The following is a 14,944-nucleotide window of genomic DNA, read 5'->3' as shown; positions in this document are numbered from 1 at the left end:
CACACCCGCCTCGTCGCCGTCGGGCTGGACCAGATCTGGCTCGCCCGACGGCGACGAGGCGGGTGTGCAGGGCGCGCCCGAGGTCGCTGTGGGGCAGCCGGGCCACGCCCGTGCGCCAGCCGCCGAGCGCCAGGTTCTTGGTGAGACCGGTGGTGACGACGGTGCGTTCTGGCGCGTGTACGGCCGGGGACTCGGCGCGCTGTGAGGTGTCGTACACCAGATCGCGGTAGATCTCGTCGGACACGATGACCAAGTCCAGTTCGCGGGCCGCGTCCGCCAGCCGTCGCACCGTGTCCGGGGCCGCGACCGTGCCGGTCGGGTTGTCCGGCACCGTCACCACCACGGACCGGGGGTCCTGCCCGGCGGCGCGCGCGGCGGTGACCGCTTCGCGGAGCCGGTCAGGATCGGGCACCCCGCCCTGCCCCGGCAGGATCGGTACGGGGACGGGGCGCGCGCCCACGAGCCGGGCCTGCGCCGCGTAGCTGACCCAGCTCGGTACGGGCACGACCACGTCGCCGCCGACGGCGAGCAGCAGCGCGAACAGCAACGCCTTGCTGCCCGGCCCGGCCACGACGTGCTCCGGGGCGAAGGCCAGCCCGCGCCGCTCCCAGTACCCGGCGGCGGCGGTGCGCAGCGCGTGGCTTCCGGCCACGGGGCCGTACGCGTTCTCGTCCGCCGCGGCCGCGAGCCGCTCTTTCAGCGCCGGGTGGGCGGGCAGGCCGATCTCCCCGCTGGCCATCGACAGGACCCGTTCCCCGGCCCGCCGCCGACGGGCCAGGGCCTCGTCGGCGGCGAGGGTCGCCGACAGGGTGACCGGCGTGGGTTCTGGCATGGAAGCTCCAGTGGTCAAGGGGGGAAACAGGGGCAGGGCGAGGCGCCGGGCGGGGGAGGTTCCGTCGGGCAAGGCTCCGTCGCACAAGGCTCCGTCGCACAAGGCGCCGTCGGGCGAGGTTCCGTCGGGCGAGGCTCCGTCGGACAAGGCGCCGGGCGGGGGAGGGGCGCGGGCCGGCTCAGGGCGTCGTGGCGTACTGCTGCCGCAGCTCCGCCTTTCTGACCTTGCCCGTCAGGGTCTTCGGGAGGGCGCGGACCAGCTCCACGCGGTCGGGCAGGAAACGGGGGGCGTGGCCCGACTCGCCGAGATGGGAACGGACTTCGTCCAGCGAGGGGCCCGCGTCACCGCGCGAGACGACGACGGCGCAGATCACGGTCTCGGCGCCGTCCTCCGCGGGTGACAGGCCCACCAGCGCGGCCTCGACGGCCTTCGGATGGCTGCCGATGACCGCCTCCAGCTCTGTCACGGGTGCCACGAGGCCGTCGCGCAGGATCGCGTCGCGGGCCCGGCCGACGATACGGATACCACCACGGCCGTCGTCGCGCGCGAGGTCGCCGGTGTCGAACCAGCCGTCCACGCCCAGCTCCGCGGCGAACGCGTCCTCGCGCTTGTAGTAGCCGAGCGCGAGCGACGCGCCGCGCACCTTGAGGCGGCCCACAGGACTGCCGCCGGCGCCGATGCCGGACGCGTCAAGACGGGTCTCCATGGCGTCGATGGCGCTGCCGTTGCTGTGTGCCGCCCAGTTTTCCGGGTCCTCCGGCCGGGTCGTGGTCACGGGGCCGTTCTCGGACATGCCCCACAGCGAGTAGGTGCGCGCGCCGAGGCTCTCGCGAACCTCGTCGGCCAGCTCTTCGAGTACCGGCGCCGAGCCGATCACCACGTGCCGCAGCGTGCTCGTGTCGCGCTTCTCGGCCCGCTGCGAGGCGGTCACATCCGCCAGCGTGGCGGGCGGTCCGTACAGGAGGGTGGCGCCGTAGCGCTCCACCAGGTCGAGCAGTGCCTCGTTCCTGCGTACGTCCTGGAAGGCGACGGTGCCGCCGAGCATGACGCCCGCGAGGACACCCTGCGCGAAACCGGAGTAGTGGACGAGCGGCGTGGACACGGCCGCCACCCAGTCGTCGCTGAGCCCGAAGGCGTCGACGTAGCCGCGCACGGCCGAGTGGACCGTGTTCTGACTGTGCAGGACGCCCTTGCACTTGCCGGTGGTGCCGGAGGTGAACAGGACCACGAACGGGTCGTCGGCGCTCAGCGCCAGGCCGTCCAGGGCGGCGCCCCCGTGCTCCTCCCGCTCGACGGCCACGAAGTGGTCGTGGAAGGAGCGCGCGCCCCGGGGTACCGGGCCGTCGACCACCAGCACGTGGTCGAGAGCGGGGAGTTCGTCCTTGAGGCGCGTGACGATGTCCGCCAAGGGCGTGCCCGACCACGCGGGGAGGGTGACGCACACCCGCGCCTCGGTGAGGCCGAGGCGGTGGCGTAGTTCGTCCGCCGGGCAGATGGGCGAGATCGGGCAGATGACGGCGCCGACGCGCATGCAGGCGAATATCAGCGGCACCATCTCCCACCGGTTGGGGAGCTGTACGGCCACGAAGTCACCGCGCCGCACGCCGAGGTCGAGCAGCGCGTGCGCGAACCGGTCGGTGAGGAGGGCCAGTTCCGCGTAGTCGAGCGTATCGGTGCGGGACTCGGCGACGCGGCGGCCCGCGACGGCGAGCCGGTGCGGGCGTAGGCGCGCCTGCCGGCGCAGGTCGTCGAGGAAGGTCTCGTCGCGCCACCACCCGCGGCGTCGGTACTCGGCCGCCCGCTCCCCGGCCGCCGCGGTTGCCCGGCCGGTCCGCCCGGCGGCGGATGGCGTGGTCCTCGTGCTCATACGCGGTCCTTCCGGCGGGCCGCGAGCAGCTCGGGCAGCGGGTTGCCCGCCCGTGCGGCCGCGATGTCCAGCAGATCCCGGGTGTTCTGCCGCACCCGGTCGCTGATCCAGTCGAAGACCCACGCCTTGCGCGCGTCAGCCGTGAGGTCGAAGGGGACGACCCGGGTGACGGCCAGGGCGGCCGACGCGGCCCCGCCGATGTTGGCGATCACCCCCGGTACCAGGCCGACGCCCGAGGCGGCGACCTTCTCCTTCGCCGCGGCGCTGGTGGCGAGGTTCGCGCCCTCGACCACCAGACCGGCGCGCAGGCGGTGCGTGTTCTCGGCGGTGAGCGCGTACTTCTGCGCAGCGAGGATCAGCAGGTCGGCATCGACGTCGAGCCAGGCGTCCGGCTCGCCGGAGACGGTGACGTGCTGGGGCAGGCGGGAGCGGTCGATCTGCCCGTACTCGTCGGTAAGGGCGATCAGGTCGGCCACCGGCAGGCGGTCCGCGCTGATGGTGCCCCGCACGTCGGCGATGCCCACGACGACGTGCCCGCGCTCCTCCAGGAACCGTGCGACGGCCCGGCCCACCGCGCCGAAGCCCTGCACCACCACCCGGGCGGGCTCCGTACGGCCGCTCGCCGCCAGGGCGGTGACCGCGGCGACCCCGACACCGTGCCCGGTGGCGTCGATCAGCGGCTCGTAGTACGTGCGCCAGTCGAACGGCAGGTCGGGGGCGCCCAACCGGTAGCGCGGGTCATAGCCGGCCTCGGCGAAGAAGACGGCCCGGTCGGCAGGGGTGACGCCCATGTCGATGCCGAGGTGGATGCCGCCGTGCAGCAGCGGCTTGACGGTACGGCCGAAGGTACGGAACGTCTCCTCGCGGTTGCTTCCGTCGGACACGATGCCGGCCTTGGCGCCGCCGATGCGCAGGCCCGCGAGCGTGAACTTCTCGGTCATGTCGCGGGCCAGGCCCGCCACTTCGTCTTCGGTGATCCCGGTGGTCATCCGGGTGCCGCCCATCGCCAGGCCGTCGACGAGCGTGTCGACGACCACCCAGCCTCGGAGGGTGCCGCCGCTGCCGTTCAGATGGACGGTGAAGGCGGGGGCCTGTGGGTCTTCCGGAACACTCATTGCCAAGTCCTTGTGGCCGTAGGTGAGAGGGGGGAGTCGGTACGAAGGGCGGGTCACCGGTAGAGCCGCGCGAAGCCCCGCAGGATGTCCAGGCCGTCCCTGCGGAATTCCAGGTGGGCCTGCGAGCCGAGGATCCGGCCGTCGTCGGAGCGCAGGAACTCCACGGGTGCGTGCGCGGAGCGGCCGATGGAGCGGAAACCCGCCGGGGCCTCCTGGAGGTAGAGGGTGTGCCGGTGGAAGACCGTGACCGTCGGCTTCACGTAAGCGAAGAGCGGCTCTTCCTTGTCGACCCGCACGTCGTAGCCGCCGACCCGCTGCGGTCCTTCGGCGAGTCGGCCGCCGGCTGCCACGGCCAGGATCTGCATGCCGCCGCAGATCCCGAAGACCGGGACACCGGTGCCCATGACGAGGTCGATGAGCGGTCGGTAATGGTCGAGGTCGTAGGCACGCACCTTGGTGCCGCTCAGGACGACTGCCTGGTAGCGGCCGTCGAGCCGGGCCGGTACGGACGCCGTGTCGACCGTCTCGGTCCGCGCCCCCAACTGCTCCAGGCGGCGGCGCAGTTGCGGCAGGGACAGGGTTCCGTTGTCGATGATCAGCACACGGGATCGCGCCACGTGCTCGCTCCTCACATTCGGGTGATGACCGTGCCGGTACGGGCGTCGAGCAGGGCGGTGACAGCGGCGTTGCCGATGACTACGCGTGCCACGCCGTTCTCCAGGGCCTCGCTCGCGGCCCGCAGTTTCTTGCGCATGCCGCCGGTCGCTCCCTTGTCACGGAAGGAGGCCGCGGCCTGCCCGGTGATCCGGCGCACCGGCTCCCCGTCGATCAGCAGGTGAGCGACATCGGTGACGAGGACCAGATCGGTGGCGCCGGTGGCTCCGGCGACAGCGGCCGCGGCCCGGTCGGCGTCGGTGTTCACCTCCTGGCCCGCCCCGTTCCGGGCGAGCGGTGTGACAAGGCAGGCGTGGCCCGGCTGGAGGTTCTTCAGCGGCGCGGGGTCCACACCGGTGATCGGGCCGACGAGATGGGCCAGCTCGACGAGTTGCTTGTCCCGCCACCACCACCGCTCGCTTTCCCCCGCGCTCAGCAGGCCGTCGCTGCCGATCAGCCGCTCGGTGGTGATGCCGCGACGGTCGAGCCGCCCCAGGATGTCGGCGCCCAGCTCCGCGCTGACGGTCTTGATGTCGTCGATGACCTCGGGCGTGGTCCAGCGGCTCTGGTTGCCGTACCGGTCGCGCAGGATCGCCGACGGTTCGCTGTAGCGGGGGCTGAGTCTCTTCAGCGGCTTGGACCAGCCGTGTACGAGGATCAGCGGCTGTTCCCGCCCGTGCCGGGCCAGATCGTCCCACCACACGCCGTCGAGGTCGTCGAGGCAACTGCCCCCGAGCTTCACCACGGTCGGTACCCGGGTGTGCGGCCGCGCGCTCATGCGGGCATCACCGGCTGCGTCGTCAGGCCCGTCTCCTCGGGCAGCCCGAACCGCAGGTTCATGGCCTGTACGGCTTGGCCCGCGGCGCCCTTGACGAGGTTGTCGAGAGCGGCGAGGACGACGATGCGGTCGCCCTCGTCGTCGTGCAGGACCGTCACGTCGCAGAAGTTGGAGCCCAGGACGGCCTGCGGGTCGGGCACCGGGATCAGTGTCTCGGTGTGCCGCCGTACCCGTACGAAGCGATGCCCCTTGTAGAAGCGCAGATACGCCCGCAGCAGCTCCCGCTCGTCGACGGCCCGGTCCGTAAAGACGTACGAGCTGGCGAGAAGGCCACGGACGTGCGAGACGCCGTACGCCGACATGGTCAGGGAGCCGATGGCACCGGGTCTGCTCCGTTTCAGGAAGTCGCCGACCTCGGCGGCGTGCCGGTGGCCGGTCGGGGCGTACGGGGCGATGGCGCCGCTGCGGAACGGGTGCAGGTCCGCGGTCCGCAGCTTCAGACCGCCGCCGCTGGAGCCACTCTTGCCGTCCACCAGCACGGTCCTCAGCTCCAGGCCGAGGCCGAGGGCGAGTGGTGCGAGGCCCAGGGTGATCGCGGTGGCGTAGCAGCCGGGCAGCGAGATCAGCGCGGCGTCCGCGAACTGGTCGCCGACCAGCTCCGGCACGCCGTACACGAAGCGGTCCGCGAGGTCGGCACGTCGCCTCACCTTCGGGTACCAGCGGTCATGCAGTTCCGGTGTGCGGATACGGAAGGCGCCGCTGAGGTCGATGACGGCCGGGACCCGATCGGCGAGGAGCGCGGCCAGCTCCGCCGAGACGGGCGCCGGGGTGGCCAGGAAGATGACATCGACGTGGTCGGCGATGTCATCGGTGACGGGCCGTACCGTCAGCCCGTGGTCGATGCGCAGGCCGGGGTGGAGTTGGGCCGGGCGCTTGCCGATGCTGGAGGAGCCGCCGAGGAAGGTCAGTTCCAGGTCGGGATGCTGGATGATCAGCCTGATGAGTTCGCCGCCGGCGAGCCCGGAGGCGCCGACGACTCCTGCACGGATCATGCGGGTAGCTCCTGTACGTAACGGACGATGGCCGCCGGGATGTCCGCACCGGTCGCCGAGGCCACCGCCCGGAAGCCGGGCGCGTGGTTGACCTCGTTGACGACGTATCCGTCGGAGGTGCGGAAGAGGTCGACTCCGTAGATTCCGGGTCCGAGCACGGACACCACACCGTCGACGGCCTTCCGTACGTCGGCGTCGTGGGCGATGGCGCGGTTCTTGTTGCCGAGCGCCGCGTTGTTCCGCCAGTCGGCGCCGCCGCTCTCGAACTCCGCGGTGCCGACGGGCTCGCGCCCGACGACGAGGCAGCGCACCGAGGTGCCGCCCAGGTACGGTTCCACCAGACAGGCTTGCTCGAAGGCGTGTCCGAGGTCCTCGACGTAGTCGTACACGGACTGGGCGGTGTCGGCGTGCCGGATCAGTGTGACCCGCTTGCCCATGCCGCCGAAGACGGGCTTGAGGACCAGCGGCAGCGGTAACTCGTCGACGGCCTTCTCGAAGTCCTTGCGGGAGAGCACCAGCCGGTGGTCCGGCACGGGCACGCCCGCGGTGTGCAGCAGGGCGCGCAGGGCGGCCTTGTTCTCACAGGCGTGGATCGCCCCGGCGGTGTTCAGGGTGGGGACGCCGGCGGCCTCCGCGAGGGTGGCGATCAGCCCGCCGCGGGTGTAGCTGCGGCTGCGTACCAGCAGTGCGTCGTAGCCCTTGACGGACGGAGCGTTCGGGTGGCCGAGGCACAGGGACTCGTCGTTGACCCAGTCGAGGCGCAGGCCGAGGGCCGGGGCGGCCCCGATCAGCAGGCGCTCCTCCCAGCCGATGCGGTCCGCGACGACGGCGATGGTGCGCTTCATGTCTCACTGGCCCCAGTCGCGGAGCTGTACCTCGACCATCTGAAGCGTCAGCTGGTCGTCCTTGATGTCCTCGACGCGCAGCGTGAGCAGGCACTCGGGGCAGGAGAGGGTCTCGCCCTCGACGATCGGCGGCACGGTCAGGCCGGTCTCGCACTCGGGGCAGGTGCCGGTGAGGGTGGCGGTGGGCATGGAAGCGACTCCGTTGGTTGTGCGCGGTCGGTTTCAGGAGCGGGCCGGGCGGCCCGGCGTGATCCGGACGAGAGGCACGGGCGGGTGGTGCGGGCGGGTGGTGCGGTTCAGGCGGGCCGGAATTCGACGGCGGCCTTGCGGATCGCGTCTCGGTCCAGCAGGGGGCGGCCGGCCCGCTCCTGCCGCTGGACCAGCCACGGCGTGAAGGCGTCGACGTCGACGAGGAGGCCCGAGTCGGCCAGCGCCCAGGTGACGAGGGCGGGAGTGAGTCGACTGCGCACGCGCAACTCGCGTGTGTTGCCGACGAGTTCGGCGGGCAGAGTCTCGTACGCCTCTGGATGGCTGAGCTGGCCCGGCAGTTCGTAGGAGAACGCGTGCGGTGTGGTCGGCCCCGACTGGAAGGCGTCCCCGAGACCGGCGCCCCTGAGGGCGATCCGCGACAGCTCGGTGAGGTGCGTCAGGTCGAAGCGGGTGTCACCGTGGATGACGCGCAGCGAGGTGAGCAACTCGGCCAGCGGAGCGTTGCCGCCGCGCTCTCCGATGCCGCCGACGGTCGCCGAGATCCACTGTGCGCCCGCGCGGACGGCGGCGAGGGAGTTGGCGACGGCCATACCCAGCATGTTGTGCGAGTGGATCTCGATCTCGGACCCGTCGATCGCCACGAGGTCCGCGACCACCTCCTCCATCTGCCAGGGCGACAGATACGCGACGGTCTCGGCGATCCGGAACCGGTCGGCGCCCGCTTCGAAGCCGGCGGTGACATAGGGGACGAGCCGTTCCTTGGGGGTGCGAGCGCCGTCCTCGCCGCTGAAGGTGACGTGGAAGCCACGGTCCTTGGCCTGCGTGATCGCCGAACGGGCCAGCTTCTCCACGTACTTGGGGCTGGCCGAGTCGAGCTTGAGCCGGGCGTGCGCCTCGGACGTCGGGATGGAGTACATGAGGTGGCGTACGCCCAGGCGCTCGGCCTCGTCGAGCGCTCGGGCGACCTGTCGGCGGTCGCGAACGACGACGAGAGTCATGCTGCGCTCGGGGCCGACAGCCTCATGGGTGGCGAGGACGAGGTCGGTGTCCTTGGAGTCCGGGCCGGACACCATGCCCACCTCGACGAGTTCGACGCCGGTACGCACCAGCAGCTCCGCGATGGCCGCGGCGTCCTCGGGGCCGAATTCCACGCCTGCCATGTGGGCGGAGTCCCGCAGCGTCGCATCGGATATGCGGGGCGGACTCGGCGCTCTCTCACGTCTTTCTGCTTTTACCATTTCCCTCGCTCCTTGTTCGCGAAAGGGGTTGTGCATCGAAAAGTGGAAACTTCGGAGGCGCTGTTCCCTATCCTCCGCCGCTCGGCCGGGGCAGGGCAATACGGGGGGCGTCAGGGCTCTGTACGGGATTGTCAGGGCATGTCAAGAAGGAAAGGGAGTGCAAGGCGGGTGTGCGTCTGACGTCAAATCGCGGGTACCGGGCCACTATTGATGTGTCCGGCGCTCTACTGTGCGGCCATGGAAATATTCTCGCTGCCCCGGCTCGGGGTCGTCGTGCCGCCGGAAAACCCCACCGTCGAGCCGGAGTTCAACCATCTCGTCGGGTCCGGCGTGAATGTGTACGTGTCCCGGTTCCCGGTGACTCCCGGAATCGGCCTCAGGGCCATGCTGGAGACGTACAACGCCGTACTCCCCGACCTTCTCGACACCTTCGGCGGTATGCGACTGGACGTCACCGTGGTGGCGTGCAGCGCATCGCACTATCTCCTGGGCCCCGACGGCGATCGCGCCCTGTGCGCCGAGCTGTCCGAGCGCGCCGGATTCCCCGTGCAGTCGTCGACGCAGGCCATCCTCGCGGCATGTGAGGCGCTCGGGGTGACCCGCCTGACACTCGTTTCCCCGTACCAGCCGTGGCTTACCGATGCGTCCCGCGCCTTCTGGGAGCGTGCCGGGCTCACGATCGACGGCGTCGTGGCCGTGCCGGCGACGTCGGATCCGGCCGGGGGCGGCCATTACGATCCGTACGAGGTGACGACCGAGACGGTTCTGAATCGTCTACGGGAGCGGGATCTGCCCCCCGAAAGCGCCCTGTTGTTCACCGGTACGGGCATGGGCACGATCGGCGCCCTCACCGCGCTGGCCCGGCAGGAGCCCCACCGGACCCTACTGACCTCGAACCTGGCGTCGGTCTGGTGGGCGTGGCGTGCGGTGGGTGGTACCGCCGAGGTCGCGCACCCGCTGCTGCGGCGTCTGGAGCGCGCGACGGTATGAGCCCCGAGGGGTACCGGGGGCCCCGGGCCGCGTGGCGGGGACCCGGGGGCGCGCTCGGCGGCACTCCCCCGGGTACCCCTGCGGTCGGGTGCCGCTGCGGTCGGCTGCCCTTGCGGTCGGGTGCCCTTGCGGTCGCGGGTGGTTCAGCCCACGCACGCCTTGGGCACATGCGGGGTGTGCCCCATCCGGTAGCCGACACCCCGGACGGTGATGATCCAGCAGCTGGAGCCGAGTTTCGCCCGCAAGCTGCTCACATGGGTGTCGATGGTGCGGCTGGAGTGCGCCCAGTCGCTGCCCCATACCTTTGCCATCAACTCCCGCCGTGTCACCACGGTTTCGGCGGTGGCGGCCAGTGTGTACAGCAGCTCGAATTCCTTCGATGTGACGTCGACGAGTTCGTCGTACAGGTGCACTTGCCGTGTTCGCGGATCGATGTGGAGCGGGCTCAGGGAAATGGCGTCCAGCAGGGCCGTTCGGGGGCGGGTCCGGCGTAGCACCGCTTCGATGCGGGCCCCGATCTCACGGAATCCCCAGGCTGTCACCACACAGTCGTCCGCGCCCGCTTTCAACGCGAGGACCCGCGCCAGTTCGTCGTCGACGTCGGTGACGGCGATCAGCGGTGTGTCACTGCCGTTCCGCACGGACCGGCACAACTCCACGCCGTCGATGTCAGGAAGTTCCAGGGCGATCAGCACGAGGTCCGCGTCCCCGCACATCCGCAGAGCGCGTGCTCCCGTCTCCACACTGTGGGCGGTGTATCCCTGCCGCCGTAGAGCGCTCACCATGGCGTCGGCGGCGGAGGCGTTCCGCTCCACCACAAGTACGTTCGTCATGTGTCCCAGCCCTTCTCCTCGGCCTTTCGTCAGCTCGCGGTACCGGCCAGTTCCCCGGGCGATGCGGCCGGTGCCGCCGGTACGGCACCGGGAGCGGCGTACAGGTGCTGGTAGACGTACGCGGCCGAAGCCATGGTCATGTGGTGGTGCCAGCCAGGGTAGGAGCGGCCCTCGAAGTCGAGCAGACCGAACTTCTGCCGCATGGTGGTGATGGTCGACAGGGCGGCTGCGCGGCTGCGTGTGAGCCTGAGGACCTCGTCCACGCGCCGGTCCGTGAGTGTGGTGATCCAGTAGCGAGGGGGCCGCAGCCCGTCCGGGTCGGGCCGCCGCAGGACGCGGTAGGTGCGGGAGCCGCCCTCGTCCCCGCTGCCGAGCCTCGGCAGCCGCACCTTTCCCACGTGCGCGTGGACCGGCACCGATCTGGCGTGGCCGCTCGGGTTCCGCCGGATCAGTACGTGCGCCTGCCGGTTGTGCCGCGACTCCATCAGCTCACCGACGGTGGTCACGTCGGCCGTGTTCTCCGCGGGCAGCACCGACCGGCTCGCTCGCACCTCGCACACCACATCGACCCCTTGCTCGGCGAGTCCCGCGAGCGCCGCGTCCGCGTCGTCGCACCGCGTCAGGTCGAGGGCCCAGGGGGCACGGAGCAGGGGGAGCCGCGCGCACACGTCGGCGGCGAAGCCGCTGACGTAGGCGCCGGCGGGGTGCCCGGTCTCGTTCTCCGGTATACGCGCGCGGCGCCTGCGCTCGCTGTCCGAATCCCAGATTCCGCCGAATACGAGGCTCCAGTCCACAGGGAAGCAGTACGTATCCGTGTCCAGGAAGAGGCCCATCGCCCGCTGGCAGTTGACGGTGAGACCGGTCACCGTGTCCATGCGCTGGTGCACGCCCACCGAGTACTCGCCGCGTTTGGGAATGATGAGTTCGGCGACGGTCCAGGCGCGCGGTCTCGTACGCGCGGCGATCTGCCGGGAGAGCCTGTGCCGTACCGGTTCCCAGTCCCATGGGCTGGTGTTGATGAACTGTCGCAGTCCGTGCGCCGCGGTCGAGGGTAACGCCCTTGCCAGCGCCATACGGCGCGGTGTTCTCTTGCCCGAGATATTGATCAGGCCCCACAGATACGCCCGTGCCCAGCGGCGTTGTTCCACCCGGTGGAGTGGCTGGAAAATCTCGTCCATAAACGTCTGCATGAGCGCGCCATTATCCGGCACGGCACGGTCTAATTCGCTTGACGACATGTAACGCTACGCCCCCTGGATACTCGTAATCGCTCGTTGTCAAGGTGGAAAAATGACACATGCGTACGAGGTGAGACTATCGTCCGGGGCGAGGATTTTCCGGGTTGGCCGTCTACTTCGAGACTTCGCGGCCTGAACAGTGGAAACTCGGCTCGGTGCGGAACGCGTGCGACGACTGGCAGGGAGAAGAGGTCAGCTCTGCGAGTCGGGGAACAACGGCCGGAAGCCGAACGGAATTTGTTAACAGATTATGAAATCCTTCCGGCAGGTTTCGGAAATGCGGTTTCGGCGGCCGTGCTGCGAAGGCCGGCCGAAGCCGGTGATCGGCCGCCGAAGGCCGGGAGGAACCGATCTGCTTTCGGCGGCTGTCACGTGGACCTGACATGAGCGTCAGGGCCCGGCTCCGGTGTGACATCAGGTGGGGTCCTGGGCGCCGCCTCCGGGCTGGTGGCGCGTGGCGGGGAAGCCGGCGCCGCGGGCATAGAGGACCACCGCGATCACCGGCAACAGGAGCAGCAGGACGGTCCAGGGGAAGGAGGCGCTGCCGACCAGGGCGAGCAGAACGCCGCCGATGATGCCGCCGCCCGCCATGGCGACGTTCCAGAGGGTGACAAGCATGGCCTGGGCCGCGTCGGCGGAGTCGCCGCCCGCATCGCCCACGGCGGTCTGCAGCAGGGTGGGCACGCCGCCCCAGCCCAGGCCCCACAGGGCGGACGCCACGAAGACGAGCACGGTGTTGTCTGCGAGAACCGCCAAGAGCGCGGCGGCCACGGCGACCAACAGGGCGCTGGCGATGGTGAGACTGCGCAGCCGCTGGTGGATCTTGGCACCGACGATCCAGATACTCGCCAGCGAGGCGACACCGAAGACGAGGAGGACCGGGCCGGTGCTGTCGCCCAGGCCCAGGTCGTCGAGGAACGTGGCGATATACGCGTACAGGATGGTGTGGGCCAGGACGAAGACCAGCGTGACGAACAGGACGGGGGTCACGCCCGGGATGCGCAGGGTCCGCAGCATCTTCGGACGCTCACCGCGTTCCTGACCGGGGTAGTCCGGCACGGCCGCGACGATCCACAACAGCAGCACCACGGTGAGCGCTGTCATCGAGAGGAACGCCACGCGCCAGCCGAGCGCCTCGCCGAGGAAGGTCCCGGCGGGCACGCCGACCGAGAGCGCGACGGGAATCCCCGCCATGGCGATGGCGATCGCCTTGCCCTGCAGAGGCACGGGGGCCATGCGCCGCGCGTACCCGGCGAGCAGGGCCCAGGCCACACCGGCCGCGACACCGGCGACGAACCGCGCCACCATGGTCAGCTCGTACACGGACGACAGGGCCGTGACGGTGTTGGCGAGGGCGAATCCCCCCATGGCGGTGAGCAGCAGTCGCTTGCGCCGCCAGCCCGCGGTGGCCGCGATCAGCGGGATCGCGGTCAGGACGGTACCGATCGCGTAGATCGTAACGGTCTGACCGGTCGCGGACTGGCTCACCCGGAGATCGCCGCTCATCGCGGGGAGCAGTCCCGCCGGGAGGGTTTCGGTGAGGCTGGTGATGAAGACGGCGGTGGCAAGGGCGAGCAGGGCGAAGAGCCGCAGCTTCGGCTGTTCCTCCTGGACGCCGCTCTGTGTGCCTGGTGTCGCGGCGGAATCAGCCGCGGTGTCGGGCGCGGTGCTCATGGGTGTACTCCGGATTTTCTGGGGGACCTGGGGTTCTGGGGACGTGGTGCTCCGGTTCACGGGTGGCTGAGGCCGCCGTCGACGGGAAGCCGGGCGCCCGTCGTGAAGGTCGCCTCCGCGGCCAGGAAGAGCGCGGCGCGCGCGACCTCCTCCACGGCGCCGAGACGGCCCAGCGGCGGCAGGGGTCTGGCGCCGCCGCCCGGCGCCTCGATACAGCCCGCAGCCACCGCGTTGACGCGGATGCCGCGGGGGACCAGCTCGACGGCGAGCGTGTGTACGGCGGCCGGGGGCGGGGCCGGGGACGTGAGCACGATCGCGCCGCCGTCCCTGAGATGCCGCAGCAGCTGCCGCGCGGTGGGTACGGCGTCGGCGAAGAGGAAATCGACATCGCGGTCGGAACCGAGGCCGTCCTCGACCGCGTCCGGAGACATGACGCGGGCGGTGGAGCCGAGTTCGGCTGTCGCGTGGACGCGCTCCCGCGCGGTACGGGCGGTCAGCAGGACTGTTGCGCCGCCTTCCACAAGGCGCTTGGCAATGGCCAGGCCGATGCCGGCGGTTTCACCGACGACCACGGCTTTCCTGCGCGCGTACTTGGTCATGACTGCCGGTCCTTCCCCCCGGGGATGCCGTTCCTTGCCGGTGCGTGGTGACACCGGGCACGCACGACTCTGCACGGGGGCGCTTCGGGGAACCTTCGGGGAATCTTCGGGAAACCTTCGGAAGGGCTGATGGCGGGCCGACGCGGCACGCCCGTCCCCGGGCGGGGAGAGACCCGGGAGCGGCCGGACCGGTGACTCAAGAGCGAAGTCGCCGGACATGTACGGTGGCGTGTATGCGCTTTGGGGTGCTCGGGCCACTGGCGGTGTGGGACGCCGAGGGGGAAGAAGTCACCGTCCCCGAGGTCAAGGTCCGGGCTCTGCTGGCGGATCTGCTCGCGCACGAGGGGCGCCCGGTCTCCGCGGACCGGCTCATCCACGACCTGTGGGGCGACGAGCCGCCCGGCAAGCCCTCGGGTGCGCTGCAGGCCAAGGTCTCCCAGCTGCGCCGGGTCCTCGGCCGGGAGCGCGTCGTACGTCAGCCACCGGGCTACCGGCTGTGGCTGGACGGCGACGCCGAAGAGGTGGACGCCGAGCGTTTCCGTACTCTCGTCACCGAGGCCCGCCCGGTACGGGACCCTCGCGCGCGGGCCGCGCTGCTCACCGAGGCCCTTCAGCTGTGGCGGGGGCCCGCGTACGCGGACTTCGCGGACGCGGAGTTCGCGCGGGGCGCCGCGCAGCGCCTCGCGGAGCAGCGGTTGTCCGTGATGGAGGAGCAGGCCGAGGCCCGCTTGGAGGCGGGGGACCAGGTGCTCCTCGCCGGTGAACTCGCCGACCTCGTGGCGCGGCACCCTCTGAGGGAGCGCCTGCGCGCCGTACAGATACGGGCTCTCTACTTGGCAGGACGCCAGAGCGAGGCTCTCGTGTCCTACGACGACCTGCGGTCGCGGCTCGCCGGAGAGCTGGGAGTCGACCCCAGCCCCCTGCTCGGCGCCCTGCGCCAGGCGGTGCTCCGACAGGACCCGGCGCTGACGGCCACGCTGCCCCCCACACCGCCCCCCACACTGCCCTCCACGTCGACG

15 protein-coding genes are annotated in these 14,944 nt (G+C 70.9%); 2 read left to right on the top strand and 13 right to left on the bottom strand.

What is annotated here, in order from left to right; translation table 11 throughout:
• The 9 genes from DVH02_RS32440 to DVH02_RS32400 form a co-directional block, all read right to left on the bottom strand.
• Positions 1–832, bottom strand: an 832-nt coding sequence (locus DVH02_RS32440) for an aminotransferase class I/II-fold pyridoxal phosphate-dependent enzyme (RefSeq protein ID WP_233518596.1), incomplete at its 3' end; no start/stop codon positions are given.
• A 178-nt stretch (positions 833–1,010) separates the two neighbouring features.
• Positions 1,011–2,699 carry an AMP-binding protein gene (locus tag DVH02_RS32435; RefSeq protein WP_114627429.1) on the bottom strand — a complete coding sequence of 563 codons (1,689 nt, stop codon included), beginning with the start codon at positions 2,697–2,699 and terminating at the stop codon, positions 1,011–1,013.
• Positions 2,696–3,814: a Glu/Leu/Phe/Val dehydrogenase dimerization domain-containing protein gene (locus DVH02_RS32430; RefSeq protein ID WP_114627428.1), complete on the bottom strand. Its 1,119-nt coding sequence runs from the start codon at positions 3,812–3,814 to the stop codon at positions 2,696–2,698. Before DVH02_RS32430 ends, DVH02_RS32435 begins: the two co-directional genes overlap by 4 nt.
• Before the next feature lie 53 nt (positions 3,815–3,867).
• On the bottom strand, positions 3,868–4,431 hold the full coding sequence (locus tag DVH02_RS32425) for a type 1 glutamine amidotransferase (RefSeq protein WP_114627427.1): 564 nt from the start codon (positions 4,429–4,431) through the stop codon (positions 3,868–3,870).
• Positions 4,432–4,442: 11 nt separating this feature from the next.
• Positions 4,443–5,246: an amino acid kinase family protein gene (locus tag DVH02_RS32420; protein ID WP_114627426.1), complete on the bottom strand. Its 804-nt coding sequence runs from the start codon at positions 5,244–5,246 to the stop codon at positions 4,443–4,445.
• Positions 5,243–6,298, bottom strand: coding sequence for an N-acetyl-gamma-glutamyl-phosphate reductase (gene argC, locus DVH02_RS32415; RefSeq protein ID WP_114627425.1), 1,056 nt, complete (start codon positions 6,296–6,298; stop codon positions 5,243–5,245). The genes DVH02_RS32420 and argC overlap by 4 nt, the downstream gene beginning before the upstream one ends.
• A complete protein-coding gene (locus tag DVH02_RS32410; RefSeq protein ID WP_114627424.1) occupies positions 6,295–7,143 on the bottom strand; it encodes an ATP-grasp domain-containing protein in 849 nt (282 codons plus the stop codon). The genes argC and DVH02_RS32410 overlap by 4 nt, the downstream gene beginning before the upstream one ends.
• Positions 7,144–7,146: 3 nt before the next feature.
• Positions 7,147–7,332, bottom strand: a complete 186-nt coding sequence (locus DVH02_RS32405) for a lysine biosynthesis protein LysW (protein WP_114627423.1) — start codon at positions 7,330–7,332, stop codon at positions 7,147–7,149.
• Positions 7,333–7,439: 107 nt separating this feature from the next.
• Complete coding sequence (locus DVH02_RS32400) at positions 7,440–8,591, bottom strand: LeuA family protein (RefSeq protein WP_114627422.1); 1,152 nt, start codon at positions 8,589–8,591, stop codon at positions 7,440–7,442.
• 237 nt (positions 8,592–8,828) lie between these two features.
• Here DVH02_RS32400 and DVH02_RS32395 point away from each other — a divergent pair, with 237 nt between their 5' ends.
• A complete protein-coding gene (locus DVH02_RS32395) occupies positions 8,829–9,581 on the top strand; it encodes a maleate cis-trans isomerase family protein (protein ID WP_114627421.1) in 753 nt (250 codons plus the stop codon).
• A gap of 143 nt (positions 9,582–9,724) precedes the next feature.
• On the opposite strand, the gene DVH02_RS32390 is transcribed toward DVH02_RS32395, so the two are convergent.
• The 4 genes from DVH02_RS32390 to DVH02_RS32375 all read right to left on the bottom strand — a co-directional run bounded on the left by DVH02_RS32390 (position 9,725) and on the right by DVH02_RS32375 (position 13,925).
• The gene (locus tag DVH02_RS32390) at positions 9,725–10,414 is read right to left on the bottom strand and encodes a response regulator transcription factor (RefSeq protein ID WP_114627420.1); all 690 of its coding nucleotides are present in this window, start codon (positions 10,412–10,414) and stop codon (positions 9,725–9,727) included.
• Positions 10,415–10,443: 29 nt separating this feature from the next.
• The gene (locus DVH02_RS32385; protein ID WP_114627419.1) at positions 10,444–11,652 is read right to left on the bottom strand and encodes an IS701 family transposase; all 1,209 of its coding nucleotides are present in this window, start codon (positions 11,650–11,652) and stop codon (positions 10,444–10,446) included.
• 414 nt (positions 11,653–12,066) lie between these two features.
• On the bottom strand, positions 12,067–13,326 hold the full coding sequence (locus DVH02_RS32380) for an MFS transporter (RefSeq protein ID WP_114627418.1): 1,260 nt from the start codon (positions 13,324–13,326) through the stop codon (positions 12,067–12,069).
• A gap of 56 nt (positions 13,327–13,382) precedes the next feature.
• A complete protein-coding gene (locus DVH02_RS32375) occupies positions 13,383–13,925 on the bottom strand; it encodes an SDR family NAD(P)-dependent oxidoreductase (protein WP_114627417.1) in 543 nt (180 codons plus the stop codon).
• A 233-nt stretch (positions 13,926–14,158) separates the two neighbouring features.
• Between DVH02_RS32375 and DVH02_RS32370 the strand changes: the two genes are divergently transcribed.
• A partial coding sequence (locus DVH02_RS32370) for an AfsR/SARP family transcriptional regulator (protein ID WP_147286182.1) occupies positions 14,159–14,944 on the top strand: 786 nt, incomplete at its 3' end.

The sequence above is a fragment of the Streptomyces corynorhini genome (assembly GCF_003346515.1).
Classification (GTDB): Bacteria; Actinomycetota; Actinomycetes; order Streptomycetales; family Streptomycetaceae; genus Streptomyces; species Streptomyces corynorhini.
This window is presented reverse-complemented; position numbering and strand designations above follow the sequence as displayed.

Coding starts and splice junctions, on each gene's coding strand:
- DVH02_RS32410 (WP_114627424.1), bottom strand. CDS start 7,143: ATGAAGCGCACCATCGCCGTCGTCGCGGACCGCATCGGCTGGGAGGAG.
- DVH02_RS32380 (WP_114627418.1), bottom strand. CDS start 13,326: ATGAGCACCGCGCCCGACACCGCGGCTGATTCCGCCGCGACACCAGGC.
- DVH02_RS32375 (WP_114627417.1), bottom strand. CDS start 13,925: ATGACCAAGTACGCGCGCAGGAAAGCCGTGGTCGTCGGTGAAACCGCC.
- DVH02_RS32385 (WP_114627419.1), bottom strand. CDS start 11,652: ATGTCGTCAAGCGAATTAGACCGTGCCGTGCCGGATAATGGCGCGCTC.
- DVH02_RS32395 (WP_114627421.1), top strand. CDS start 8,829: ATGGAAATATTCTCGCTGCCCCGGCTCGGGGTCGTCGTGCCGCCGGAA.
- DVH02_RS32430 (WP_114627428.1), bottom strand. CDS start 3,814: ATGAGTGTTCCGGAAGACCCACAGGCCCCCGCCTTCACCGTCCATCTG.
- argC (WP_114627425.1), bottom strand. CDS start 6,298: ATGATCCGTGCAGGAGTCGTCGGCGCCTCCGGGCTCGCCGGCGGCGAA.
- DVH02_RS32435 (WP_114627429.1), bottom strand. CDS start 2,699: ATGAGCACGAGGACCACGCCATCCGCCGCCGGGCGGACCGGCCGGGCA.
- DVH02_RS32420 (WP_114627426.1), bottom strand. CDS start 5,246: ATGAGCGCGCGGCCGCACACCCGGGTACCGACCGTGGTGAAGCTCGGG.
- DVH02_RS32405 (WP_114627423.1), bottom strand. CDS start 7,332: ATGCCCACCGCCACCCTCACCGGCACCTGCCCCGAGTGCGAGACCGGC.
- DVH02_RS32400 (WP_114627422.1), bottom strand. CDS start 8,591: ATGGTAAAAGCAGAAAGACGTGAGAGAGCGCCGAGTCCGCCCCGCATA.
- DVH02_RS32390 (WP_114627420.1), bottom strand. CDS start 10,414: ATGACGAACGTACTTGTGGTGGAGCGGAACGCCTCCGCCGCCGACGCC.